We start from the raw sequence: 24117 nt of genomic DNA, 5'->3' as shown, positions 1-24117 counted from the left end.
TCCCTTTCATGGTTCATATCTGGAGTTTGCGGGCTCCATGACCGCGCGCATTACTCCAGAAACGTGTCGATGATGGCGTTGAACACCGTCGCCTGCAAATCCTGAGCTTCGTTCACAAGATGATGACGACCATCGGGTATTCTGCGTTCCTTAACTGAGGAAAATTTATTTCTGATAATCCTCAGATTGTGTTGCCAGTCCACGGTCAGGTCCTTTTCGCCCTGGACCACAGTCACCGGGAAATTCACAGGCCGCGCGGACTCAATATGCGGCACCCACTGGCGCAATGCCGTGACCCAGTCCACATGCACCGCCCGAGCCTGCAACGGATCGTGCTCCCGCAAGAACTGGAGAAACCGCGTATTGCCACTGTTTGCTCCAAAAGCCCGCCTCCAGCGGGTCAGAAACGGCTTGACCAGGCTATGCAGGACCTTCGCCCCCAGCCACCCCATGGGCCGCACCAACGGCGCCAGCAAAACCACCTTCCTGAAGGCTGATGTTTCCTGACTATGGTGGTTTGACAGCAGGTAGTCGATCAGTATCGCTCCACCGGTACTCTGCCCCACCGCGTACCATGGCCCACGGACTTTGTTACTGACCCGGGCCATCACTTCCGACAGAACAGCCTGGTACTCCAGAAAACTACCAATCGCTGCTGGCGTGCCGCTCGACAAACCATGACCCGGCTGATCATAAGCCAGAACATCAAAGCCGGCGCCCAGACAGCGGTCGATCAACTGGGTGTACAAGCCAACATGATCAAAATAACCGTGCAGGATAAAGATGGTCCCTTTTGACCTGTCTCCTTCCGGCAGACGGAAATAGTGCACCATGACTTCGTGCTGATCGGCTTTAATATACCCCTGATGGTACGCCACCTGTGGGTGCTCAACCCAGAGATCAAGGCCGTAAAACCGGCAATAGGCTTCCATTTCAGCACTGAGATCCCGGCTGGAGGAAGGATCAAACGGCTCCAGACGGTCCAGCAACGAATGCCTGTCCCAGTTGGGTATTTCTATGGTATCTGTTTTCCAGTACACGTAGAGTTAAACGCCTGTCATGAATCTATAAATGCCAGTCATCCTAACGCATTAACGAAGGAGAACACAGATGTTCCAGCCGCTTCTTGAAGCCGGGTTAAGAGGGACCATGAAACACTTCGTGAAGCCGGTTCTGTCTAAAACCTTCCCCCTGGCAGTCCAGCGACGGTATACCCGGGAAGCCTACCGTACCTCGTACCCGCCCCGGAACGTCGCCTTTCGACGGGATGATCTGGGCGGCGTTCCGGTGCTGAGGGTCTCCCCCTCCACCCCGGCAAAAGGCACCGTGATCTACTTCCATGGAGGTGGCTACGTCATGGGCAGCCCCGACACCCATCGAGGCCTTGCCGGTTATCTGGCCAGCCTGTCTGGCTGTGAGATCGTGCTCCCCGATTATCGTCTGGCGCCCGAACACCCTTACCCTGCTGCTACGGACGACGCCGAAGCTGTCTACCTGACGTTACTCAATCAGGGCCTGAAGCCAAACACCATCGCTCTGGCGGGAGACTCCGCTGGTGGAGGCCTGTCTGTAGCACTGGCCATGAGGTTACGGGACCATGGACACCCTCTGCCATCCTCAATCACCTGCTTTTCGCCCTGGACGGACCTCACCGAGCAAGCGCTCTACTCTCCGGATTGTGAACCCGTGCTGCACGCGGCCTGGACCTGCAAGGCGGCAAGCATGTATGCCGCCGACACCCCATTAACTCACCCACTTATTTCACCGGTGTATGGCGACCTGAGCGATCTTCCCCCGCTGCTGATTCAGGTTGGCAGCCAGGAAATCCTGTTGAACGATGCCCAACGACTGGCAGACGCGGCCAAGCGCGATCACGTCAAGACCACTCTGGAGATCTACAACAACCTCTGGCATGTTTTTCAGATCCACGCGCCCCAGCTTGACCGCGCCAGAGAAGCCCTGGCCTTTGCCGGAGAGCACATCAACCAGCATCTTGAAGGCTGACCAGCCCGGCCACCAAGGCTTCTTTACGAGCCTTAGGCCAGCGCTTTATCTGCCATTCCAGCCGGGATGCCCTGCGCCGGTCTCCTGCCGGTGCAGAGAATGCCAGCGTTAGCGGGCCCTTCCCCCAAAGGCTTCGGGCCCCCTTTGGCGCACCAGCCTGATGCTCAGAAAAACGCCGTTCCACATCTGTGGTAATGCCGGTATAGAGGCTGCCAGAAGCCGTACGCACCAGATACAGTGACCAGTGATCAGCCATGATTCAGCACCGCCTCCCGATCCCGGACTTTTTTCTGCTGTAACCACAGTCCGGCTATGATCAACCCCAACCCAACGTAGGTTGAGTTCAGGATCACTTCCCCCAGAATGAAATAGATAAACACCAGAGACAGAAAAGGGGAAATAAAGATCAGGTTACTGACTTTCGAGGTATTCTCTGCTTTTTTCATGGCTTTGGACCAGAGTACAAACGCTATCCCCATTTCAAACACCCCGACATACACCGCCGCCGCCAGGCTTCCGCCGAGGGGCAAAGCCAAGCCAGCGGTTTGCCAACAAACCAGAACAATGACGGGAAACCCGAACAGAAAGTTCAAAAACAGACCCACCACCGGATCCCGGGTGTCCCGGGTGGCAATAATCCAGTACGACGCCCATACCAGCGTACTGCCCAGAGCCAGAGAGACGCCAAGGGGATCGGAAAAAGACATGGAGGTGACCTCGCCTCGCGTTGCGATAACCACGACCCCCGCATAACAAACCAACCCGGCCAGCACATCAATCCGCCGCAACGTCTGGCCCAGAAAAGGCACTGAAAGGTAAGCCAGTACCAACGCCCAGGTATAATTCAACGGCTGGGCTTCCTGAGCGGGTAACCGGTCAAAGGCACCAAACAGCAGAAAGTAATACAGGCAGGGGTTGATCAGCCCCATCACCATCGACTGCAGGTACTGTGCCCGACGGAGCCGGAATACCTCGGCGATCCGCCCCTGAACCGTCAGGATAATCGCCATGACGATAATGGAGGCACTGCAGGCCACCAACAACATCTGAACCGGCGCAAGGTCGGCCAGTGCCAGTTTGAACGCTGTCGCCACGGTAGACCATAAGAGGACCGTGGCCAGGCCGTACATCATGGCCTGTTTCTGATCAGTCATGTCCCTGCTCCATCTCTGACTCAAGCCAGCGGTACAAGGTTCTCCGGTTGATTCCAAGAATCTGCGCCGCCCGCCGTTTATTCCCCTGTACCGCTAACATCACCTGACGCACGTAATCCTGCTGAAGAGCCTCCAGCGTTGGCCATTCCGACAGATGACCCGGGGGCGTTTCAGACACCGACACCGAGGCACTGCTCTGCCGCTTGCGAATTCGCTCTGGCAGATGCTCGGGCTGGATCGTATCACTGTCACAGAAGGTGACCGCACGCTCAATAGCACTGGACAATTCCCTGACATTTCCAGGAAAAGGATAGTCTCCGAGAATCCGAACCGTGACATCACTGAAGCGCAGGTACCCCCGCTCATGACGGCGCGCCACTTTATTGAGGAAATGCATGGCAAGCAGCTCAACATCCTCTCCCCGATCTCTCAGGGGCGGCACCGTCAACGACAGGGTTTCCAGACGATAGTACAGATCCTCCCGGAAGCGCCCTTGTTCCACCGCCGCCAGCAGATCAACGTGAGTAGCCGCCAGCACCCTGACATCCACACGTTCTTCATGAGCGGCACCAACAGGTTTGATGCAGCCTTCCTGAAGCACCCTCAGCAACTTGGCCTGCAACGACAGCGGCATTTCACCAATTTCGTCCAGCAAGAGCGTACCGCCATGAGCTTCAGCAAAAAGCCCTCGACGAGCCTGCCGTGCACCGGTAAACGCGCCCGCTTCATGACCAAAGAACTCGCTTTCCATAAGGTCGGCCGGTATGCCAGCGCAGTTTATCGCCAAAAAGGTTGTTTCAGAACGGTCGCTCTGTTGGTGAATCGCCCTGGCCACCAACTCCTTCCCTGTCCCACTCTCTCCGTTGATCAGTACCGTCGCCTGGCTGCGCGCAACCTGACGTATCTCGGCCCTTAGCCGCTCCATCACCGCACTGCCCCCGATCAGCCCCATGACCGGATCGCCACTTTGCCGGGCCTGGTATTCGGCCAGTTGCCGATTGAGATCCGCCTGAACCAGCAGCCGCTTGATCTTCAACCGCAGGTGATCCGTTGACAGGGGCTTGGTCAGAAAATCATCAGCCCCTGCCTTTAATGCCTCCACAGCCTGGTCGACGGTTCCAAACGCGGTAATGACAATGAACGGAACCCCGGGGTACTCCGCTTGCTGGAACGACAGCACCTGCAAGCCATCACCGTCGGGTAAACGCAGGTCCGAGACAATCAGATCTGGCCGGCCCTGGGCCATCCGCGCCTGAGCCTCGGCTACCGAACCAACCCGGAACACCTTGTAGCCATCCATTTCCAGCTCTTCCACCAACAACTGCCCAAGGCTGGCGTCGTCTTCAATCAACAGTATTGTCGTGGACTCCATGGTCATTGAGGCAACTCCCTGGGAAAATGCAACGTCACCCGGCACCCGCCCAGCGCGCTTTCTGAAACGTCAACACGGCCCTCATGTTCTTTCATCACGCTGTTCACCACGGCCAGGCCAAGCCCGGTACCCTCACCCGCCGGCCGGGTACTGTAAAACGGCTCAAAGATGCGTGCTCGTTGATCCTCCGGAATTCCGGGGCCATCGTCATCCACCACAAAAACCCAGGCGCCACCAGCATCCCGGGCCGAGAGCTCTACCCGGCCTGCCGCAGACTGGCAGGCATTGCGGACCACGTTCAGACAAGCCAGCCCTACTCGCAAGGGCTCTGCCCGGGTCGGCATCGCAGAGCGCCACTCACGGGTCACCAAGTCAACGCCCCGGCATCGCTCATCGTCCCGGGTCCGCACCAGAACATCTTCGAGAATCTCACCCAGATCAACCAGACGTCGAGACTCTGGAACGTGCCGGAAACAATCCAGCAACTGCTGGATAATCATGGTCATACGGCTGACCTGATGTTCAATGTCTTTCAGATGGCGCTCCAGCTCCGGAGCCAACCCTGCTCTTGACAGGATTCGGGCACGCCCCTGAATCACATTCAAGGGCGCGCCCAGCTCATGAGCAACACCACCAGCAACCCGGCCGATCATGGCCACCTTTTCCTGATATTCGAGCTGCTCAGCCAGCGCACGCTCCCGGGCAACACGCGTGTCGATCTCGGCCTCTGCGTCCATCATCCGCTCCCCCATGGCACGAATGCCTTGCTGAATCTGCCGGATTTCCTGGGGGCCTTCCCTGGCCGCATCCAGGCGCCACTGCCCCGGCGCCAGCTCTGCCATGCCCTCCAGAAGCCGGTTAACATGCCGCCCCACGGTCCGGTAATGCCCCAACACGACCACCAGAATGATCGTAACCGCCAGCATTGACCAGATCCCCACGGCCCACCATCGACTGGAAGCCAGCAGATCGTGAAAGTCACTCCGGCTGCGCGTTACCTGAAGCAATCCCTGAATCCGACCATCTTCAGCCAGCAGCGGGGTAAACTGCGAGAACACCGATTCCCCATCAACCCGGCGAAATGCCCCGCCAAGCTCTCCGCTGGCAATCGCCTTTTCAGCACTGGCACTGTTGGTTACATCGGAATCCGCCACACCGAGGCTGGCAACCCGGTTTCCACCAGCATCAAACACCGATGCTCCGGAAATCCGACCGATCTGAAAAATGGACTTCAGAGATTCATCCAGATCCAGCTCATTGCCTTCTGCCAGTGCCTTGCTGACCGGACCACTGACCGCCCTGGCCACCAACTCCAGATCTTCTTGCAGCCGACTGTTCAGCGCTTGCTCCACCGTTCCAAGACCGATGTAAATTGCCACACCGCTGAAAAGCAGCAGCGGCACCACAATGCTTAGCACCAGCGTTAACTGAAGTGACCGAAACAACGCTCGGATACGCTTTCCAACGACTGTCATCACCAAAGCCCTGCAGAAATGTCACAGCCTTTCTGCCACATGTGGCATTTTGCCACAACCCGGGTTACGAGCCTTTAACCCAAGGAAAAACTTAAGACATTGATAAAAAAGTAAAAATTAAATTTTTAGAGACTGGCACGCAACTTGATTAGTTCTGATCGTCATTCACGAAACGGTGCGACCAGACTAGAACGGTCCACCAGCAAACGAGGAGTTAGTCTATGAACAAGCTACTGGTTTCCATCACTGCCTCTCTTGCCCTGCTGGCCTCTGCTCCAATCGTGGCGCAGCAATCACCTGCCCCGGCCGGAGAAAGCTCTGGTTACAGCAACCCGGCCGCAGCCGGCACCCAGAATACCGATTACAGCGATGCCGAACTCAAGCAGTTTATTGAGGCCCAGACGGGAGTCATGGAAGTGCGTGAACAGTACATCGAAAAGATTGAATCCGCCGACTCACAACAGGAGGCTCAGGAGCTGCAAATGAAGGCCAATGACGAAATGGTCACGGCCATCGAAGAAGTGGGCATCGATATCCCGACATACAACGCCATAGCAACAGCCTACAGCAGCGAACCCAAAGTCCGTAACCGCGTTGACGCTCTGATGTAAGCCCGGGTAACCCGGTTCGTCGTCCTGGCCCCGCATGCGCGGGGCTTTTTTATGCCTGCCGGAGGTCCGAGCGTAACAAGAGGACGCCTTATGCGCCCAGATAAGGATTGGATACCATCCTGACCCCTTCCTCGCCGCAGATCTCCGACGCACTTGCCGTCAACTCTGAAATGAACCGGCTTTGCTCTCGGGGGGCCAGCGGATAGGCTTTCAGGCGATAACGCATGCCAGCCTCCAAAGCTGATACCGTAACCACCACAGGCTGATACGTTTTGGTTAATGGACAGGTAAATACCGCATCCCGGAACAGGCCCAGCATTCGATCCACGTTGTGGTTGGGCTCAAGGAAAACTTCCGCCACACACATCAGGTTATCAGTACCATCATTGCCATTGGCCAGCAGCGTATTCCACAGCAGACTATGAGGTATGACAATCACTGTGTCATCCAACGTTACTATTTCCGCGGCCCGGGTACCGATAGCCCGAACTTCACCGTACCGACCATTCACCTCAATCCAGTCGCCGGGACGATAAGGCATCTCATACAGCGTCACGATACCCGCAATCAGGCTGTTGGCGTAATCTTTAAAGGCGAAGCCCAGCGCCAGCGCCAGGGCGCCAAAGACTGCGACCATATTTTCGAAAGAAGGCTCCACCAGAATCGGAATCACAACAATGATGGTCAACACAATGACCAGAAGCCGGACCAGAGGCACTGACGCCAACAGGTACAATCTCGGCTTACCCGACAACTTTGCCGCCAGCACCGGTAACAGTTTCTGAACCAGAAGAATCACTAGTGACGCTGCAATAATCACCGCCAGCGCCTCAAGCAGCGCCTGGGACGTGATCGAGGACAGTGCGTCTTTTATACCGAAATCACCCATTCCCTTGCTCCTAGAAACCGTCCACCGGATATCCTTTGGATTGCAGATAGCGCCGCACGCCAGGGTATGCGAGCGGCGACACCTGATACACACCATCCTCCCCGACAACCACAACGTCTGCCCGCTGCAATCTGGCCAGAGCCACCCGCAAGGCCTGCCCGGACAACCCTGCGGCAAGGGCCAGTTGTCCGGCCGTCAAACCATTGTGAAGCAGCAAAGCATGGATAATATGCCCGGACTGGCTTGTTGAACTCTGGGGCACCGCAGGCAGGCTCAACTGATCCAAAGGCGCCACCCAGCATTGGCGCCCGACTGGCACCGGGGTTCCGTCATCTTTTTTGTCCGCATCTTCCTCCGGGCGAGCACGAAGTGTGCGGCGCCATATCGCCAGAGCAACACCCGGATTGCCGCGGGACAACGTGGCAAGATCTCTGGCAAACTCGCTGTATTTTCGATCCCCCTCCTCGCCGGAAGGCGCAGGCAACACATACGAACCATCCCTTGTCATTCTGGCCACCAGCTTGCCAGCCGGGGGATCGCCAGCCAGGTGTTCCAGCCACAAACTCAGACGATCAGCGGTCAGCGGCCCCGGCGTCAAAGGCGCGAGATAGAGGTCGGGCAGAAACTGGCCCCAGAAATGCCAGCACCAGCTTGAACATCCGACGATACCCTCACCCACCTGATCCATGGCAACACGAGCCAGAAGCTCCCGCACCAACCCCAATCCCAACCGGTGGCGAATCCAGAAGTCGGCCAGTTCCGGAATGACCCAGCCCGCCTCCCCCAGCTGGTCGTCCCACCAGGCAACGATCTCGCTTTCGGTCATCAGCAGATTCTCCGGAGGGACAATCACCCGCTTCCCGGAACAGCGCAGAGCTTCAGCCACCCCAGAATACGGTGGGGCAACCAGAACACGGCATCGACGACTCTGGCCGCCGTTCTTATCCAACGACTCAAGCTGGCTCACTAACTCGCGCCCGAAAACCTTTCCGTCCGGTACAGGGGCATAACGGCTCAACTGATATTCAGACAACGCAGGCAAATCATCAAGACTTTTGAATGCCTGATCATCAGGATGGATGCCGGCTTTCAGTTGGTCCAGAATATCCCGAAGCGCGCTGCGAAGAGTCCGGCGGACAGAGGTTTCAGGAACTCGCCACTGGTCCAGCGGAATCAGCCCGCCGGGCAGGCAGGGGTGCCTGTTTTGAGTGTGTTCAGTCACAGATGTGCTCCAGACCTATTCAGGAACCAGCCAGTCCAGAGTCGCAGACAGTCCAAGGCGCTCAGGGCCCTCAAGATCCGCCATCATGGACTGAAAACGGTCATCAAATCCCCAGGGCGGATTGACCACCAGCATCCCTGAACCAACCATTCCCCGTTCCGGCGCCTGGTTTAGCCTGACTTCACTTCGCAGGATCTTGCGCACCGCGCCAGGGTTGGCCAAGGCATCGATCAACCGCTGTTCCAGACCACTGGTTAGCAAGGGATACCAAATAAGATAGACGCCGTGGCGACACTTTTTCCAGGCGCTTAACAACGTTTGGGCAACAGCCTCATAGTCGGTTTTGATCTCGTAGGACGGATCGATCAACGTCAACAAGCGAGGCTGGGCCGGCGGCAGGCATTTCAATAGCCCTTTCAGTCCATCCTCATGACGAACCTTCACACCTCTCTCACGAGCCCAGTCGGCAAGGTGCCTCTCTTCAGACGGATGCAATTCAAATGCAGTCACGGCGTCTCCCGGGCGGTGGAATTCCGCAAACCAGGCCGGAGACCCCGGGTATAACTTCAGCGGCCCCTCGAGCCCGTTCCATCGGGCCAGGGTCTCCAGCATGGGGGCCCAATCGCTGGACAAGAGCTCCGATTTCGCCGCCCAGAGTTTCTGGACGCCCCAATCGGCTTCGGCGGTTTTTTGCGCCCGATCACCGCCAAGATCGTACCGGGCACTGCCAGCGTGTGTATCAAAACAGGCAATGGCCGATCTTTTTGCCTGCATCATTGTCAACGCCAACGACAGCGCAGCGTGTTTCTGAACATCGGCAAAGTTGCCGGCGTGAAAGGCATGAAGATAACTCAGCATAACAGGCTCCCGGAATCAGCCGCCCATTAAGCCGCAGTCACTCTGGCCACGCAAGTCACCTCAGAAGTTCAGCCCCAGGCTGAGCCATAACTGCCGGCCTGGTTCAACACCAGACTCTCCCTCTGAAACCGTATGAACACGATCATTCAATGCGTTCTTCACTTCCAGACCAGCCACCAAAACCGAATCCCTCACCAGCGGTATACGATAATCCACGCCAAGATCGAAAAGCAGCGTCGCTTTCCTCTCTTCATCTTCGTAGACGGTGAGCCGTTCACGAATCACTTCACCACTTCCACTATCGATCAGATCACCCTCAACTTCCTGATTGGTACGCTTGATCTGGTCATAGTCCCCACGATACCGGGCATTGGCAAAAGCACTCAGTTGGTCAGAGAACCGGTGCGAAAGCCCAACGTTAACAACAATCGGCCGATTGAAGTCACTGCGGAGGATGTCCAGATCACCATAGGGAACCCGTTCACCTTTATAGGACACGAATTCCGACGCAGACATGTCATCAATCGGATCGTCATAATCTGCATTGTTGGTTTCTGTTTCTGACCAGGTACCGTGGATACTCAGCAGCGTGTTGCCATACACCGCGTTCCAGCCCAGCGATATCCCCAGGTACTCACTGCGACCCTCATTATTCATAATGAAGTAGCGATAACCATCATCCTGGGTTTCCGTTTCCGTCCGCGAGAACTCGTCCTGATTATCCCGTTTGACAACTTTGAACGTCATTACACCGCCGAACAGGGTTTGCTCCACACCAATGGTTTGTTCATCGCTGAAAGGTGTTTTCACATCGTCAAAGACGTATCGATAGTCTCCCTGACCAGATTCACGTTCCCAATCCGACACAATGTTCTGCTCAGTACCCCGATATTCCCGATAGAAGGGTGCTCGAGCCTCCCGCAACTTATAGGTGAGCAAAGCAGCACCGTAATAGCGGTTATAGCCTGCAATCACTCGGGTACTGGCATCACCAAAAACATCCAGCGTCGCCCGGGACCGGAAAGCCACATCATGGTTCTTTAAAAAGTCATTGTAGTCATAGCGTAAACCCAGGGTGCCACTCAGCCGCCGCCAACCCATTGTGCTCTCTGCGTGAAGCGCGGCTTCTTTCAACCTCACAGTAACATCGTCTGCGTCATACACTCTTCGCCCAGCAAAGTACTGCTCCTTCTGGACACAGTCCTCGGCCACACCCCGGCACTGAACCTCGCTGTTAATCACGGCATTGTCGTACACAAAAAGGGTTTCATCCCGGTCATATCGGTAGCTGCTTTGGCCGACTTCCGCACCAGCCTGGTGATGAACCTCAAGAGGTCCTATCGCGATAGGTAACGTTTTCACCCGGTAGGCCAGGCTGGTCGATTCCTGGATCATTTTCAGGTCACCATAGCCACCCTCCCGGCTCAGTCCTACATCAGCCTCCCGCCCCCATTGACGGCTTCGGGTATTTTCCCAACTGTAGTAACCATTAGGGGCTTCCCGATTGTTCACGCTCTGCGTCCAGCCAAGGTCAATTTCATGTTCGACCCCCTCACCCAGATAGTCATAACCGGCTTTCAGGCTATAGCCCCCACCTTCCACGATGTAATCACTGCTCTTTACGTCGGTCAGGTAACCTTCATTTTCAAACGGAGCATAGGTTGCCGAAATATCCAGAACACTCCGGGAGCCAAGTTCCGAGCTCAGTTTCAGCAATACGTTCTGGTTACGCTGAACCCGGTTCCGGGTTTTTCCCAGCGTTACATCGGGCGTTTCCGAATAGGCCTGGCTGACGCTGGTCATCAATCCCACAGAATTCGTCAGCGGTGAGGAGTAATGAAAGTTGGCGCGGTAGCGCTCGTATTCCGGTTCTGATGGCGGGCTCGGCGGCAAGCCGCCTGACTCAGGATCCCAGTCTCGCGTATAAGTCCGGAACTCTGCCCACTGACTCCGAGTCCCGCTGACACTCAGTTTTCCTTCTGCTTTACTTCCAGCCCTACGGGTGGTGGCATCCACAACGCCACCGGTGAATCCGCCATAGGACGCCGGTACGTTGCTGTCGTAGACCCTGAGCTCCCCAATCAAGTCAGCATCCAGAAACAGCGCCTGTTCATGACCACCAATGCCATCAATACCCGCCCCGTCACTATCTGATGCCGGATCCAACCGATTGCTATTGCCAAGTCCGTCCACAACGAAGCGATTCTCATAGAACCGGCCGCCTGAAATCGAGATGGATTCGGGCTTCAGATCTGTCAGCCCCTCCACGCTTTCGCTATCCTCTCCGAATTGAATACCCGGTATCAGTTTCAGTAAACCTTCCAGGCTTCCATCAGAAGAACCGAATTGCTCAATATAGTCCTGCCCGAAAACATGTTCGCCGCTACCGGTTTCTCCAACACCGCCAGGATTAGTGACAGGGGCCGTAATCAGCAACTCCGGCAAGGTTTCAGCGGAGGACAAATCGTCTGGCTGGTCTTGAGCCATAACAGACAATGGCGTAACCACGCTGGCAGAAAGCAACAACATGGGCAGCGTTTCAGAAAGAGTGCGGCGATACACCAAAGGCATCCGGGGAAAAGAATCCATCATTTTTTAACCAATCTGAAAAATTAGAAGTCAGTGATCATTCATCGAGGAAGTTGTGGGGGCTCGGTCTTCGACCCGCCGGAACCAAGCGCTGTAAGAAACGCTTTCAAGGCCACCAGCTCGTCTTTGCTCAGGTTCAGCGGTTTGATCAGCGGCGACAACTTCGCAAACCTCGGGTCGTTCGCCGCTTCGGAGGATGGAGAGTTCTGCCACCACCCCATGTTGTAGGAAGCCAGCACATGGTCCAGGCTATCCAGGAGGCCGTTATGCATGTACGGTGCTGTGGCAGAGACGTTTCGCAACGGGGCCGTGCGAAAGGCGCTAAAATCAGGCTTCTCGGTAGTTACCGCGTAACGCCCCTGAAAATTACCAACACCGTAAAACGACGTGCCAAGGTGGTGATACTTCCCATCACTGAGTAATGCGCCGGAATGGCAATTCAGGCAGCGCGCCTTGGTACGGAACAGGTGGAGCCCCCATAACGCCTGATCATCAAGCGCCGTTCGATCACCACGCATAAATCGGTCAAAAGCCGTGTTGGGCGTATTCTGAACCCGTACAAACGCGGCAATCGCCGAGGCAACCCTGGCAAAAGAAATCGCCTGACCAGGAAACGCCTCCGCAAACCGATCGCGGTATCCTTCAATGGACTGCAGACGCGTGACCAGTTGTTGCGGCTCGCCAGCCATCTCAACCGGGTTCAGAATGCTGGCCATGGCCTGTTCCTCCAGCGACGCGGCCCGGCCATCCCAGAACACTTCCGATAAGAAGCCCGCGTTCAGAATGGTGGGCGAGTTCAGTTCACCCCGCTGACGATCATGACCAAACGAAAAGCGTCTGCCGTCAGCCCACCCCAGATCCGGGTCGTGACAGGATGCACACGCGTGCTGCCCTGAAGCAGACAACAGCGGCTCAAAAAACAAACGTTTTCCGAGCTCAACCTGTGCGGATTCAATCGCTGTCCGCGCCGCTGCCGGCGGATTTAGCGGTAACGCAGCGAGGGGCCTGGCATCAACCGAATCGTCCAGGTCAGGTTCCGGCCAGTCGGACTGATCTGCGGAATACCATGCCCTCAGTGCGGAGGGCATGGACTGGCTGGGATCAGCATTTTCATGCCCGAAGGCGGAACCCGCCACGAAGAGCAGGACGCCTGCCAGAACACTATATCGAAGCATCATCAGCCACAGGTCGCGCAGTACGGGGTGCTGTCCAAAGCGTCCTGAATGCCATCGTTGTCGATGTCATCATCCAGCTCGAAAAGCGCATGTTGCCGTTCGGCTTCGGTGCTTTGCGGGGCGAAGAAATCCGCCAGGCCGTCACCGTCGAAATCGAATCGAGCCAGATGGGTACCCGGGTAGTCGTCCTGAGTCGTTAAAGCGGAGGCAATAACATTAAGCATCTCGCCGGTATCAGCGCCCGAGTTTTCGCCATCCCGAGCAATCAACTCTGCCAACTCATAATGGCGTGCATCGCTGAGGGTCTTAACAAGCTTCTTTCTTTGTTCTATGCGGGCATTCTGATCAAGCACAAGAAGCGCCGTCAGTGCATCCGGAACGGATGAACTGCGTCCGGTTTCATTGGAAATCAACGCTCGGGCACGGCCCCGTGCTTGCGAAATCAACTCGCGATTGACCGGTTGCCATACACCCTCAGCAGCCAAAGCATGACGGGCGACAACCGCACTGTCAGCATAGGCATTCGCAACCAGAAGAAGTAACCGGATTCTCTCCTTAGCGGTCTCAACATCATTCACCGGTGGCAGGCCCGCAAGCGCAGCTTCGGCCTTACTCATCAGTGTGTTATGTGCCTCCTGCAGTCGTCCGGCGGTTGCCTGCAGGTTAGCCACCTCGACATAAGACGCTAATTGACTCGCAGGATCACTCACCACCGCGATCTCGCTCATAAGAGCGCTTAGCGCAACCGACGGATATTGACCAAGGCCCACATAGGCGGTTGCCACCAATGTCAGCGCCTCGATTCGGTCTCGGGTTGACGAACCGGCTCCATAGCGACTGGCAGCGAGAGCCGCACAATGGTCCATTCGCTCAGCAGCCTGGTTCCGATCGCCTATAACGTCAGTGGCGGCGACGACTGCAAGACACCCCTCGCCCAGAAGTTTCCCGGGAGAGGAAGCAGCAATAACATAGTCCTTGCTGTTCACAAGGGCCCAAGCTTCGCCTACGACTTCCCGGGCCGCATCAACCAGACCCTCGTTCAGCAGGCGCTCAAAGAGTGGGCTCGGGTCGAGTGTCAGCCCTCTGATTCCGAAAGTCATGTAATGGGCACGATCCAGTGGGTCGACCACCTCGCGCTCCATCACGGTAACGGCATTAACCAGGTCGTCCCCTGCTTTCGCCGCTTCAACAGCCTTGAAAACCGCCAATTCGAGACGAGAGGTCTTTGCCGCCGCATCATAGAGGCCCTGGCCCTCAACCTCTGATGCCAGAAGATCTTCAAAGCGCTCGATCAGACCCAGCCGGGCATAGGTGGCAGACGCAATATCCACATAGAACTTCGAAAAAGCGTTGCAATCAAGGGCAAGCAGGTTCTCAAATTTCCCGACGCCAGCCAGCGCTTCGGCCTTCCTCCCCAGCCGGCTATAGAGGTCCATGTATTTCCCTGTGTACTGGGTTTGTATGGCAGCGCAGGTCAATGGGTGGTCGAGCTTCGGCATGCTCTCCACCCAACTCGCTGCAAGATGGGTGTAATCCAGAGCACTCTGATACGCCGCCCCTTCAAGCCCCTCCAACTCCGCCCGTTCCACCAACTCCACGGCCAGGTCCACGATCCCCGTCGTGATGTTGTAGTACGCACCAGACCAAGGCTTGCCGCTTCCCCCTAATCCGTCCCTGATGGTCAGCACAGGCTGCAACATCTCTTCGGCTCGAGAGGTTTTCCCCGCCTGACGATAGGCTGTGCTCAGGTTCTGTAAAGAACGCGTGTCATCAAACGAAAGATTTAACGCTCCTTTGGATGCAACAACACCGTTCTCTCCGAGATAGATAGCCGCCGCACGATCAAACTGCTCAATAGCTTTCGAATTGGCACCTGACTGCAAAAACGCCAAGCCGAGTTGTCGAAACGTGTTGGCCTTAATCGAAGGCTGAAAAATTTTGCTGCGGACGGTCAGCACAGCTTCGTCATTCAGACCCGCAGCCGACAGCCCTTCCGCAATAAGGCCGTAGACCGGATCGGTAGCCGCATCATCATAGACCCCGACAAACAGCTGTTCCGCTTGATAAAAGGGCGACAAATCAGAACGGAGAAAATACTCCGCCCGTTTTGCGGGGTCATCGGTCAGTCGTTCCCCCTGTGCCAACGGTAGTTGGTGATCAATAAAATCCGTGCTGATGACAAAAGCCACGAGTTCATCAGACGCAATCCCGGCGGGCACGACCAGGTCTGCCGCAAGGCTTGCCACATCCAGCCCGTACACCGTCACCAGATAGCGGGCAAGGTTCAGGACCCCCGGACTATTCGGCGCAACGCCCTTTCGACCCGAACCTTCCCATACAGACCGCGCAATCCGGGCAATGGCATCCGCCGCCTCACCCTCCAGAATCACGCCCAGATCGTCTCGATAGTAGGCGCTTAATCCCTCTTCGATGCGCAAAAGGTTCCAGCGTTCGACCATCGACACGCCTTCCGGATCAATACCGGACTCCAGCAAACGAATACGATTCGCCACCCTCATTAACGGCGAGGCCGCATCTTCCGCCAGATTCTCAGCCGCAAGTGCGAAATCTCCGTTAGTGACCTGCACCTCACTAACCAGATCCTCCCAGCTCAGCCCGAGATCCCGAAGGGTCGTTACGATCTCGGTAATCTTTAACGCGAGCGCCTGCACCTCCGGATTGTCGGCAGGATCATCGTCCAGCATGTCGACTGAGTCGAGGCCCAGCAAGGCGGCAACCTGGTCGTCCGTGAGTTCCTCTCTGGCTTCAAGCCAAAGCGTTGTGACAGGGGATACCACATAGTCACCGGCCTCGCTCGCGGGGGCGCGAAGTGTTATGCCCGTCAGATCCGTGCCTGTTACAGAATCGCGACCGCCCACCGCAACAATCTCATTGAACTCGGCTAACTGGCGGCCCGTCAGTTCAAACACAAACCGGCCATCAGCCGAGGTTCGAAAAATTGGGGTCAGCGCATCGCCACGGTCATCGACAAGCCGAACTGCCGCCCCTTCAATTTCAGGGTCTGTAACAACCCCAGACACCGCAGCCGACCTGTCCGGCTGCCCGGTATCCGTGTCGGAGTTTCCAGAGGAGCCTCCCCCACAACCCGCCATCACCACAGCGGTCAAGCCCACGGCAAAGCACCTAACCAATCGCCCGGTTTGCCTCTTGAAAATCATAAATCTAAGCCTTAATAAAAATGATAATTCGTTTAACTTAATTTTCATTCAAAAACAGCCAGCAACGCAGCACCGATCAGCGCAAGAATCCACCCAACACGAGGACAAACGTCTTAGCGTAAAAACTCGATGCTAAACCCATCCCGGGTGCTTGAAGACAAGCTGTGCAGAAAGCTTTCCAGATCGTTCAGTTCCTTGTCTGTAAGCCCCAGCGGCCTCAGCAGACTGGACGTCGAAGGAAACAACGGGTCATCCTGGTATTTATCCCCTCGTTTAAAGTGATAGCCCCCAGCGTTATAGGTTGAGAGCACATGATGTAACGAAGGAAATGTTCCCCAGTGAAAATACGGTGCGGTCTGACTAATCTCCCGTAGCGATGGCGTTTTGAAGCGACCAACATCGTCCGGGTTCCCCGTCACGAGGTAACGCCCCAGATCTTCCCGCTTGCCACCGTACCCAGTCAGGCCAAGATTGTGATACTTACCATCGCTCAAGAGCGGTCCCTGATGGCAATTGAGACAACGAGCTTTCGTGCGGAATAAGTGAAGTCCCCTGACCGATGCATCGCTCAGCGCCTCAGATTGCCCCTCGAGAAAGCGATCAAACGGGCTTTTCCGGGACCGAAGCGTTTTCACCCAGGACGCAATCGACTCGGTCACGTGTTCAAATCGAATCTCGTCACCGCCGAAGATGTCCTGGAACTGAACGGAATATTCCGGATGGTCTGCCAACACCGAGACGACATGCTCAGGGGTGGCCGCCATTTCAACAGGATTAGTGATAGACCCGGCAGCCTGCTCTTCGAGACTAGCGGCACGTCCATCCCAAAAGAAATGGCTCATCAAGCCCACATTCAGCAACCCCGGAGTATTTCGTGGACCTCGCTCATGATCATGACCTATCGGCACTCGAATGCCGTCAGCGAACCCTTGTTCCTGCCGATGACAGGACGAGCATGAAATCTGCCCGGAGCGGGAAAGCAACGGCTCAGAGAACAGTCGCTTTCCCAAAGCACGCCTGGCCTGCTCAGATTCATTCGCATCCGGAACCTTCGGCAACACTCCCAGTTCCCGAAAGCTCCGGGAGTCAACAGAAGGAGCCGGCCATTCGTCTGGCGGCAGCAGATAGCACTGCCGCAACGCTGAAACGGATGCCTCACACTCTTCGGTTAATGCGGCCGATATCCCCCCGGACCAGGCAGCGGCCATTCCTCCCAGCAGAACCGTCAGACACAGTTTTTTTCCAAAAAAACGGGCTGTCACAGCAACGGCCTCACACCGACTAAATGGCTTGGGAAAAATCATAAGGCGTTATATCTGACGTATCTGGAATGCTGTCGCCATCAATGTCGCTATCCAACGACGTTTTCAGCCTCAGGCGCTCATCGTCCGATGAGCTAGGACTGTAAAAGTCCGGCAAACCGTCCTGATCAAAATCAAAGCGCACAACCGTTGTGCCCGGGAAATCGTCATAACTATTAAGTGTCTCTGCCACAATCGCGAGGCGCTTGTTTCGTTCAACACCAGGTCCGGTCTGTTGCGCCAGCTCTATGGCCGCAGCAAAAGCGCGCGCCTGAGACAGATAGCCAATCACCTTTTGGTACAGCGTATCCCTGGTTTTGGGCGAGTTCAGGCGTTCGATATACGTCGTGGCTTTATGGTCCCCCATCAGTTGGGTCTGAACCGCCGCCCGAATATCACGAACTCTCTGAGCAAGGGCCTCGTCGTCAGCCGGGAACACGCTCCGCATCTGCTCTGCGACCTCGACATGGTATCTACCAACCTGAATATAGCCATCTACCGCACTCTCCCGCTCTTCATCTGTTGCCGCCATGCCGACCAGCCTGTCTGCCATGCCCCAGGCAGCATCGAGTAGCAGATGAGCAGAATCGTGCGCATGGGCTTCAGCATAGAGCTTCGCCGTGACAAGGGATTTCGACAGACGGTTCTCCGCCGAAGCCAGCACCGGTATAAGATCGCGATACCGATCAACTAAAGGTAACAACTGATCATCCAGATCAACGGCTTTGTATTTTGGGATCAGCGCGGCGTATGTCGAAAACTGCTCTTCCGTAGCAACCCGATCAAGCTTCGCCACAACAGTATCCCGACACTGCGCCATTTTGGCCCTGGCCAGATCAACACTCACCCATGTTTTGTAGTACTCTGCCAGCTCGCCACACCCTCGGCTGACAAAGAACGACGGCGAACCTACCTGATCATAGTATGCGCCCGACAAAGACAGCTCATACGCATGATCAAGCACTTGTTTTGCCGCGAGCGGCGCACCACGCTCAAAAAGCTCGCCAGCGAGGTAGTTGCGTTTAACCAAACCGTCAAAGGTTAGTGCCTGAATCTGAGCCTCTATGTCGTCTGTACTGGAAACGACAACCTGAATAGCTTCTTCGACACGGCCACTCTCCGCGAGCCCCAACGCATCGAAAAGCACGAGACCAGCAAGCGCGCTGCTCGCAAATGCCTCGCTTTCGGGCCGGATTTTCTGCTCAATCAACTCTCGGAACTCGACCGCTCGGTCGGCGTACCCAAACCCATAGGAAAAACGATTTGCGATGCGTGACGCCCAGGGAACATCGCAGGCATTCTCAAAACTCTGCTTGAACGAATCCAGTGATTTGTTGAGCGCGCCGCGATCATCCAGACGGACCGCGAAATCGGTCACATCCGCCAAGAGGCCAATCCTGACCGAGTGACAGTTTTCGTCTGAACCATTAGCGCCCAAGCCATAAACCGCTTCCTGAAACGCCTTTACCGCCGTCGCCACGCCATCAGACTGACTCTCAAAAAGGTCATGGATGTTCTTTCTCATCGAATAGATCAGGCGAGCATATCTGGTTGAATAGGTTCCTTTTTGAGCGTCCAGGTACGACTGAATAGGCCTAAAGGAAGCGATGGATTCTGCCATGTTCCCTGCGGTTTTAAAGTCGTCGCTCAGGCTCTGGAAAAATCCGGCATCGTCTGCATTGAGCTCAAGGCCGCCGCCCGGCGTACTTTTCGCGCTCAGATAATCCAGGTAAACCTCACGGGACTTTTTCAGGTAGTCAACCGCCAGATTGGCTTCACCTTTGGCAAGCAGTGCCAGTGCAATCGCCCGATAACCCGAAGCTCGCTCCACAGCGCCAAAGACGAACGCCGATACCGTAAGATCAGCAGTGTCTATCAAACCGGCCGATGCCTGCCCGGCCGCCACCTGAACATAGAGGGGGTCCAACACGGCATCATCGTAGACACCGTCGAATAACTGCGCAGAGCGGTAGTATGGAGACACGTTCGAATTGAAAAAGTAGCCAACCCGAGCCTCATTATCCCCTCCAAGCTCTTCACCTATCGCCAGGGGTTGTGCGACATCAATAAAATTCTGATCTGCCAGCTGATTGAGCACCGCTGCCGAACCACTCAGATCGGAAACTTCAAAGCCGTCAGCCTCCAAGTCACTGCTTTCGATCATGTTGTCCTGCAGAACAAACCTCACCATGTTCAACAACGCCGGACTGTCTGACGGAACCCCCCGCTTCCCGATAGCGTGCCAGATGGCCCCAGCCACTTTTTCAGCGTTATCTCGGAGCGGCTCTGTCTCACTCAATCCCAGATTTGAAACAAAATACTGCCCTACTCCAAACTCCAGATTGATCAGATTAAAAGTCTCGACAATGCCCTGAGCTGTGGTCGGCGATTCAGTCACCCGTTCGTTCAAACCGCCAATCCGCGCGACCAGGGAACTGAGAAGACGATCGCTTGTACCCGGCGTACGGTCACTGGCTTCCAACTGCTGAGTGACCGCTATAAAATCCGCCTCGCCGGAGGCGCCCAGCCCCACCAACTCCAGCGCCTCAGCAATCAGCTCATCCGCCTGATCAACTCCCTTCAGGGCCACCATCAATTCCGTTATCAGCAAACTGGCCCGTTGAGCCACGGCAGAATTGGCAGGATCAGCCATCAGGTCGGATTCAGACAATCCAAGCAAAACCGCTAAGTCCGCTGCCGCTCCACCCTCCCGACGATAAGCCGAAGCAAGCGTCGTCAGTGGAGTAACGAAGGTCTCAACACCCTCGGCTATTTCCGCTGTCAGAGTCAGGCCTCTAAAATCCTGGCCGGTTTTGACATCTTTACCGCCAACCACAACAACCCTTGCACCCGTCAAATCGCTGGTCCCGGGCAATTCAAATGAAAACCGGCCAGCCCGGTCGCTGACGGTGATCCGGGTTAGCGCATCCCCCTGCGCATCCACCAACCTGACAGCGGCGCCCTCTATTGGTGGATCAGTCACAATGCCACTGACCACCGCCGCACCTTCCACTTCAGTGTTACTGCCTGAGCCTCCACTCGATGAGCCACCACAAGCGGCCACAGCCAATGCAGACACAACCACAAAGGCAAACTGAAATACGGAAGGCATCCAACGCCGTCGACTCATGCAAAACACCCCCTAACATGACGATTCATTCATTTTTGATATATGCAAATTATGCAGGACGCAAACATAAATGCAAATCATTATTAATATCGATCATGTTATTCTGTGGCTGGCGGATCAAAAACAACCTAAGGACGGCAACACCCAATCACACTTGCAAATCGTTCGTATTAATATTTATAATTTTTAAGGTTCAACTTACCTTACGTCATCCCCCTCGCTATGAGCGGGCTTTCATACCCAAAGCACAAACACTAAGTTTTCTCATTTTCAAATGAGTGAATCTATAATTCATGTGGAGTTTGCAATGAACGATTTGTTTCGCCCGGCCCCGCTGGCCCTGACCATCGCTGCTGCGCTTACCGCAGGGTGTTCCAACACGCCCTGGTCTGCAGAACAAAACCAGACCGCCACCAAAACCTCAGTTGTCGCCCACTACGCAGACCTGGCCCACGCTACCTATGGTGATGCTCTGATAACGGCACGCGCGCTGGACGAAGCCACCGATCGCCTGATTGCCAACCCCACGGAAGCCAACCTGAACGCCGCCAAAGAAGCGTGGCTAGCTGCCCGTGTTCCCTACCAGCAGTCAGAAGTATTCCGGTTTGGGAATACCATCGTCGATGACTGGGAAGGCCAGCTGAATGCCTGGCCTCTGGACGAAGGCCTGATCGACTATGTCAAAGCCGACGACTACCAGCACGAGTTGGGTAACCACGGGGCTACAGCCAACATTATTGCCAGCAATAACATCAACGTGGGCGGTGAAAGTCTGGATGTGGCAACGCTTAGCCCTGAACTTCTGGCGAATCTGAACGAAGTGGGCGGCTCCGAAGCGAACGTGGCGACGGGTTACCATGCCATCGAATTCCTGTTGTGGGGGCAGGACCTGCACGGTTTTGAGAGCGGCGCGGGTGAGCGCCCGGTCACCGACTTCGCTCAGGGTGCGGATTGTACCAACGGCAACTGCGAACGGCGCGCTCAGTACCTTGATGCAGTGACCGATCTTCTGATTACCGACCTCGAATGGATGGCGGCCCAGTGGGCTCCCGGTGCCAGCGACAATTACCGTGCCCAGTTGACGTCGGCCAACGCCGATGAAGGCATTCAGAAAATGCTGTTCGGTATGGGCTCCCTGTCGCTTGGCGAACTGGCCGGGGAGCGTCTGAAGGTTGCCCTGGAAGCCAACTCCTACGAGGACGAGCACGACTGCTTCAGCGACAACACCCACAACTCCCATTACTACAACGGACAGGGCATCAAAAACGTTTACACCGGCACGTATCAGCGAGTTGATGGCTCCCGGGTCTCCGGCCCGTCACTGTCGGACCTGGTTGCTCAAAGCAACCCGGAACTGGACAAGCGCCTGACCGGACAACTCGATGCTTCCATGAAAGCTCTGAGTCTGATGAAGGCCCGAGCCGAGAGCAGTCAGAACCCAATGGCGTTTGACACCATGATCGCTCCGGGCAACGCCGAGGGGGCCCGGATTGTGAATGGTGCCATTCTCGCCCTGGTCGAGCAGACTGGCTCTATAGAGCAGGCTGCACGCCAGTTGGGTATTGAAGCATTGTCTCCTGACGATGCCGGGCACGCATTCTGAGTTAACCGGCCAGAATCCCGTTCTGCCGGGAGACTTTCGTCTCCGGCAGAACCTCTATTCGAACAAACCATGGAAAGCCCACCCTCTGCCACGGGTGGATTTTCCAGGGTTTTTTCCCTTCAGAAACACGAGTTTTTATGAAACAAGCACTTATATCCTGCCTGCTCCCGCTGGCCCTCAGCGTTCACCCGGTCCTGGCTGACACCCACGCCGGTTTCCCGATACAGACCACACCAGACACCGGTGGAGAAGGAACGGTGAACCAGTTCGACACCAACGCTTACTCTCTACCTCAGGGTAACTTGTCCATGACCAAGCGCCTGGATTTCAGCGTTGGCAACAGTTTCTTCCGCAACCCCTGGGTCGAAGCACCTGCAAGCACAGATGCCCGGGACGGTCTGGGCCCGTTATTCAATACAAACTCCTGTCAGGGCTGCCACATAAAAGACGGACGAGGACACCCTCCGGCCGCCAATGAACCTCCGGTTTCTCTGTTTCTGCGGCTGGCCGTGCCCGCCGACCCGAAACAAGATGCAGCCACCCTTCGTATGCACGGCTTCAAGCCTGCTCCGGTATATGGCAGCCAACTACAAACCGCAGCGTTACCGGCAGCGAAGCCGGAAGCCGACCTGGTCATCGAATGGCAACCTATCCGGGAAACCATGAGTGACGGCAAGGTGGTTGAATTACGTCAACCGATCTATCGTATTGAGAACCCCAACTACGGGCCACTGCCGGACGATCTGCTGATTTCCCCACGGGTCGCCCCTCAGATGATTGGCATGGGGCTGCTTGAAGCCATTCCCATTCCCGATCTTGAAAGCCTGGCCGACCCCGACGATTCCGACAACAACGGTATTTCCGGAAAGTTAAACCGGGTTTGGGACGTCGCGACTCAGCAGACGCTTCCGGGTCGATTTGGCTGGAAAGCAGCTGAGCCCGATGTGCATCAGCAAAGTATGGGCGCCTTCGCTGGCGATATGGGCCTGACGTCCTCCATCAAACCCACCACGGATTGCACGCCGGAACAACAGTGTGAACGTTTTGCGGATGGCGGAACACCCGAGGTCAGCGACAAGGTGGCCCACTTTGTCACCTTCTATGCCAGGAGCCTCGCCGTCCCGGCCCGGCGGAATCTGTCTTCTGAGTCAGTGCAACAAGGTGCACGCCTGTTTAACGAAACCGGCTGCGCAGGCTGCCACACCCCCAGACACCAGACCGGACACGTCGCCAACCGCCCGGACCTGAGCGATCAGACCATCTGGCCCTACACCGACTTGCTCCTGCACGATATGGGCCCGGCACTGACGGACGGTCGCAACGAGTTCCTGGCGGACGGCCGTGAATGGCGCACACCACCCCTATGGGGCATTGGGCTGACCAAAACGGTCAACCCGCAAGCGGGCTTCCTGCACGATGGCAGGGCCCGCACACTGGAAGAAGCCATCCTATGGCACGGCGGAGAGGCCCAACCGGCCGCGGATCGCTATCGCCAGATGCCGGAATCCGGGCGCAACGCTCTGATTGATTTCCTGAACTCACTCTGAGGACGCCG

Annotated in this window: 17 protein-coding genes; 4 read left to right on the top strand and 13 right to left on the bottom strand. The window is 56.2% G+C overall.

Features of this window, described 5'->3' with window-relative positions:
* Positions 1–50: 50 nt before the first annotated feature.
* Positions 51–1040, bottom strand: a complete 990-nt coding sequence (locus K325_RS0102860; protein ID WP_029652745.1) for an alpha/beta hydrolase — start codon at positions 1038–1040, stop codon at positions 51–53.
* Between the two features lie 70 nt (positions 1041–1110).
* Between K325_RS0102860 and K325_RS0102855 the strand changes: the two genes are divergently transcribed.
* Complete coding sequence (locus K325_RS0102855; RefSeq protein ID WP_029652744.1) at positions 1111–2004, top strand: alpha/beta hydrolase; 894 nt, start codon at positions 1111–1113, stop codon at positions 2002–2004.
* On the opposite strand, the gene K325_RS0102850 is transcribed toward K325_RS0102855, so the two are convergent.
* From K325_RS0102850 to K325_RS0102835, 4 genes are read right to left on the bottom strand one after another with little or no spacing between them, the layout of a single operon-like run.
* Positions 1982–2260 carry a GIY-YIG nuclease family protein gene (locus tag K325_RS0102850; protein ID WP_029652743.1) on the bottom strand — a complete coding sequence of 93 codons (279 nt, stop codon included), beginning with the start codon at positions 2258–2260 and terminating at the stop codon, positions 1982–1984. The genes K325_RS0102855 and K325_RS0102850 overlap by 23 nt on opposite strands.
* On the bottom strand, positions 2253–3158 hold the full coding sequence (locus K325_RS0102845) for a DMT family transporter (protein WP_029652742.1): 906 nt from the start codon (positions 3156–3158) through the stop codon (positions 2253–2255). Before K325_RS0102845 ends, K325_RS0102850 begins: the two co-directional genes overlap by 8 nt.
* The gene (locus tag K325_RS0102840) at positions 3151–4536 is read right to left on the bottom strand and encodes a sigma-54-dependent transcriptional regulator (RefSeq protein WP_029652741.1); all 1386 of its coding nucleotides are present in this window, start codon (positions 4534–4536) and stop codon (positions 3151–3153) included. Before K325_RS0102840 ends, K325_RS0102845 begins: the two co-directional genes overlap by 8 nt.
* Positions 4533–6005: an ATP-binding protein gene (locus tag K325_RS0102835; RefSeq protein ID WP_029652740.1), complete on the bottom strand. Its 1473-nt coding sequence runs from the start codon at positions 6003–6005 to the stop codon at positions 4533–4535. Before K325_RS0102835 ends, K325_RS0102840 begins: the two co-directional genes overlap by 4 nt.
* A gap of 221 nt (positions 6006–6226) precedes the next feature.
* Here K325_RS0102835 and K325_RS0102830 point away from each other — a divergent pair, with 221 nt between their 5' ends.
* A complete protein-coding gene (locus K325_RS0102830) occupies positions 6227–6616 on the top strand; it encodes a DUF4168 domain-containing protein (protein ID WP_029652739.1) in 390 nt (129 codons plus the stop codon).
* Positions 6617–6704: 88 nt separating this feature from the next.
* On the opposite strand, the gene K325_RS0102825 is transcribed toward K325_RS0102830, so the two are convergent.
* The 8 genes from K325_RS0102825 to K325_RS0102790 all read right to left on the bottom strand — a co-directional run bounded on the left by K325_RS0102825 (position 6705) and on the right by K325_RS0102790 (position 20959).
* Positions 6705–7505, bottom strand: coding sequence for a mechanosensitive ion channel family protein (locus tag K325_RS0102825; protein ID WP_029652738.1), 801 nt, complete (start codon positions 7503–7505; stop codon positions 6705–6707).
* Positions 7506–7515: 10 nt separating this feature from the next.
* Complete coding sequence (locus tag K325_RS0102820) at positions 7516–8727, bottom strand: MarR family transcriptional regulator (protein WP_029652737.1); 1212 nt, start codon at positions 8725–8727, stop codon at positions 7516–7518.
* 15 nt (positions 8728–8742) lie between these two features.
* Positions 8743–9585: a 23S rRNA (adenine(2030)-N(6))-methyltransferase RlmJ gene (locus K325_RS0102815; protein WP_029652736.1), complete on the bottom strand. Its 843-nt coding sequence runs from the start codon at positions 9583–9585 to the stop codon at positions 8743–8745.
* 60 nt (positions 9586–9645) lie between these two features.
* Complete coding sequence (locus K325_RS0102810) at positions 9646–12177, bottom strand: TonB-dependent receptor (RefSeq protein ID WP_029652734.1); 2532 nt, start codon at positions 12175–12177, stop codon at positions 9646–9648.
* 38 nt (positions 12178–12215) lie between these two features.
* Entirely contained in the window at positions 12216–13352 is a 1137-nt protein-coding gene (locus K325_RS0102805; RefSeq protein WP_029652733.1) for a cytochrome-c peroxidase, read from the bottom strand.
* Positions 13352–16483 (bottom strand): hypothetical protein, encoded by a 3132-nt coding sequence (locus tag K325_RS0102800; RefSeq protein ID WP_029652732.1) that lies wholly within the window; start codon positions 16481–16483, stop codon positions 13352–13354. The genes K325_RS0102805 and K325_RS0102800 overlap by 1 nt, the downstream gene beginning before the upstream one ends.
* A 158-nt stretch (positions 16484–16641) precedes the next feature.
* Complete coding sequence (locus K325_RS0102795) at positions 16642–17790, bottom strand: cytochrome-c peroxidase (RefSeq protein ID WP_169441754.1); 1149 nt, start codon at positions 17788–17790, stop codon at positions 16642–16644.
* Between the two features lie 19 nt (positions 17791–17809).
* A complete protein-coding gene (locus K325_RS0102790) occupies positions 17810–20959 on the bottom strand; it encodes a carboxypeptidase-like regulatory domain-containing protein (protein ID WP_156836556.1) in 3150 nt (1049 codons plus the stop codon).
* Positions 20960–21266: 307 nt separating this feature from the next.
* On the opposite strand from K325_RS0102790, the gene K325_RS0102780 reads away from it, so the two are divergent.
* Positions 21267–22562 (top strand): imelysin family protein, encoded by a 1296-nt coding sequence (locus K325_RS0102780; protein WP_029652729.1) that lies wholly within the window; start codon positions 21267–21269, stop codon positions 22560–22562.
* A gap of 137 nt (positions 22563–22699) precedes the next feature.
* A complete protein-coding gene (locus K325_RS0102775) occupies positions 22700–24109 on the top strand; it encodes a di-heme oxidoreductase family protein (RefSeq protein ID WP_029652728.1) in 1410 nt (469 codons plus the stop codon).
* Positions 24110–24117 lie beyond the last annotated feature (8 nt).

This window comes from Marinobacter daepoensis DSM 16072 (assembly GCF_000421165.1).
Classification (GTDB): Bacteria; Pseudomonadota; Gammaproteobacteria; order Pseudomonadales; family Oleiphilaceae; genus Marinobacter; species Marinobacter daepoensis.
The sequence above is the reverse complement of the archived record's forward strand: the minus strand, read 5'-3'. Positions and strand labels throughout refer to the sequence as shown.

Coding starts and splice junctions, on each gene's coding strand:
- K325_RS0102815 (WP_029652736.1), bottom strand. CDS start 9,585: ATGCTGAGTTATCTTCATGCCTTTCACGCCGGCAACTTTGCCGATGTT.
- K325_RS0102805 (WP_029652733.1), bottom strand. CDS start 13,352: ATGATGCTTCGATATAGTGTTCTGGCAGGCGTCCTGCTCTTCGTGGCG.
- K325_RS0102850 (WP_029652743.1), bottom strand. CDS start 2,260: ATGGCTGATCACTGGTCACTGTATCTGGTGCGTACGGCTTCTGGCAGC.
- K325_RS0102845 (WP_029652742.1), bottom strand. CDS start 3,158: ATGACTGATCAGAAACAGGCCATGATGTACGGCCTGGCCACGGTCCTC.
- K325_RS0102840 (WP_029652741.1), bottom strand. CDS start 4,536: ATGACCATGGAGTCCACGACAATACTGTTGATTGAAGACGACGCCAGC.
- K325_RS0102790 (WP_156836556.1), bottom strand. CDS start 20,959: ATGAGTCGACGGCGTTGGATGCCTTCCGTATTTCAGTTTGCCTTTGTG.
- K325_RS0102775 (WP_029652728.1), top strand. CDS start 22,700: ATGAAACAAGCACTTATATCCTGCCTGCTCCCGCTGGCCCTCAGCGTT.
- K325_RS0102855 (WP_029652744.1), top strand. CDS start 1,111: ATGTTCCAGCCGCTTCTTGAAGCCGGGTTAAGAGGGACCATGAAACAC.
- K325_RS0102810 (WP_029652734.1), bottom strand. CDS start 12,177: ATGATGGATTCTTTTCCCCGGATGCCTTTGGTGTATCGCCGCACTCTT.
- K325_RS0102835 (WP_029652740.1), bottom strand. CDS start 6,005: ATGACAGTCGTTGGAAAGCGTATCCGAGCGTTGTTTCGGTCACTTCAG.
- K325_RS0102825 (WP_029652738.1), bottom strand. CDS start 7,505: ATGGGTGATTTCGGTATAAAAGACGCACTGTCCTCGATCACGTCCCAG.
- K325_RS0102780 (WP_029652729.1), top strand. CDS start 21,267: ATGAACGATTTGTTTCGCCCGGCCCCGCTGGCCCTGACCATCGCTGCT.
- K325_RS0102830 (WP_029652739.1), top strand. CDS start 6,227: ATGAACAAGCTACTGGTTTCCATCACTGCCTCTCTTGCCCTGCTGGCC.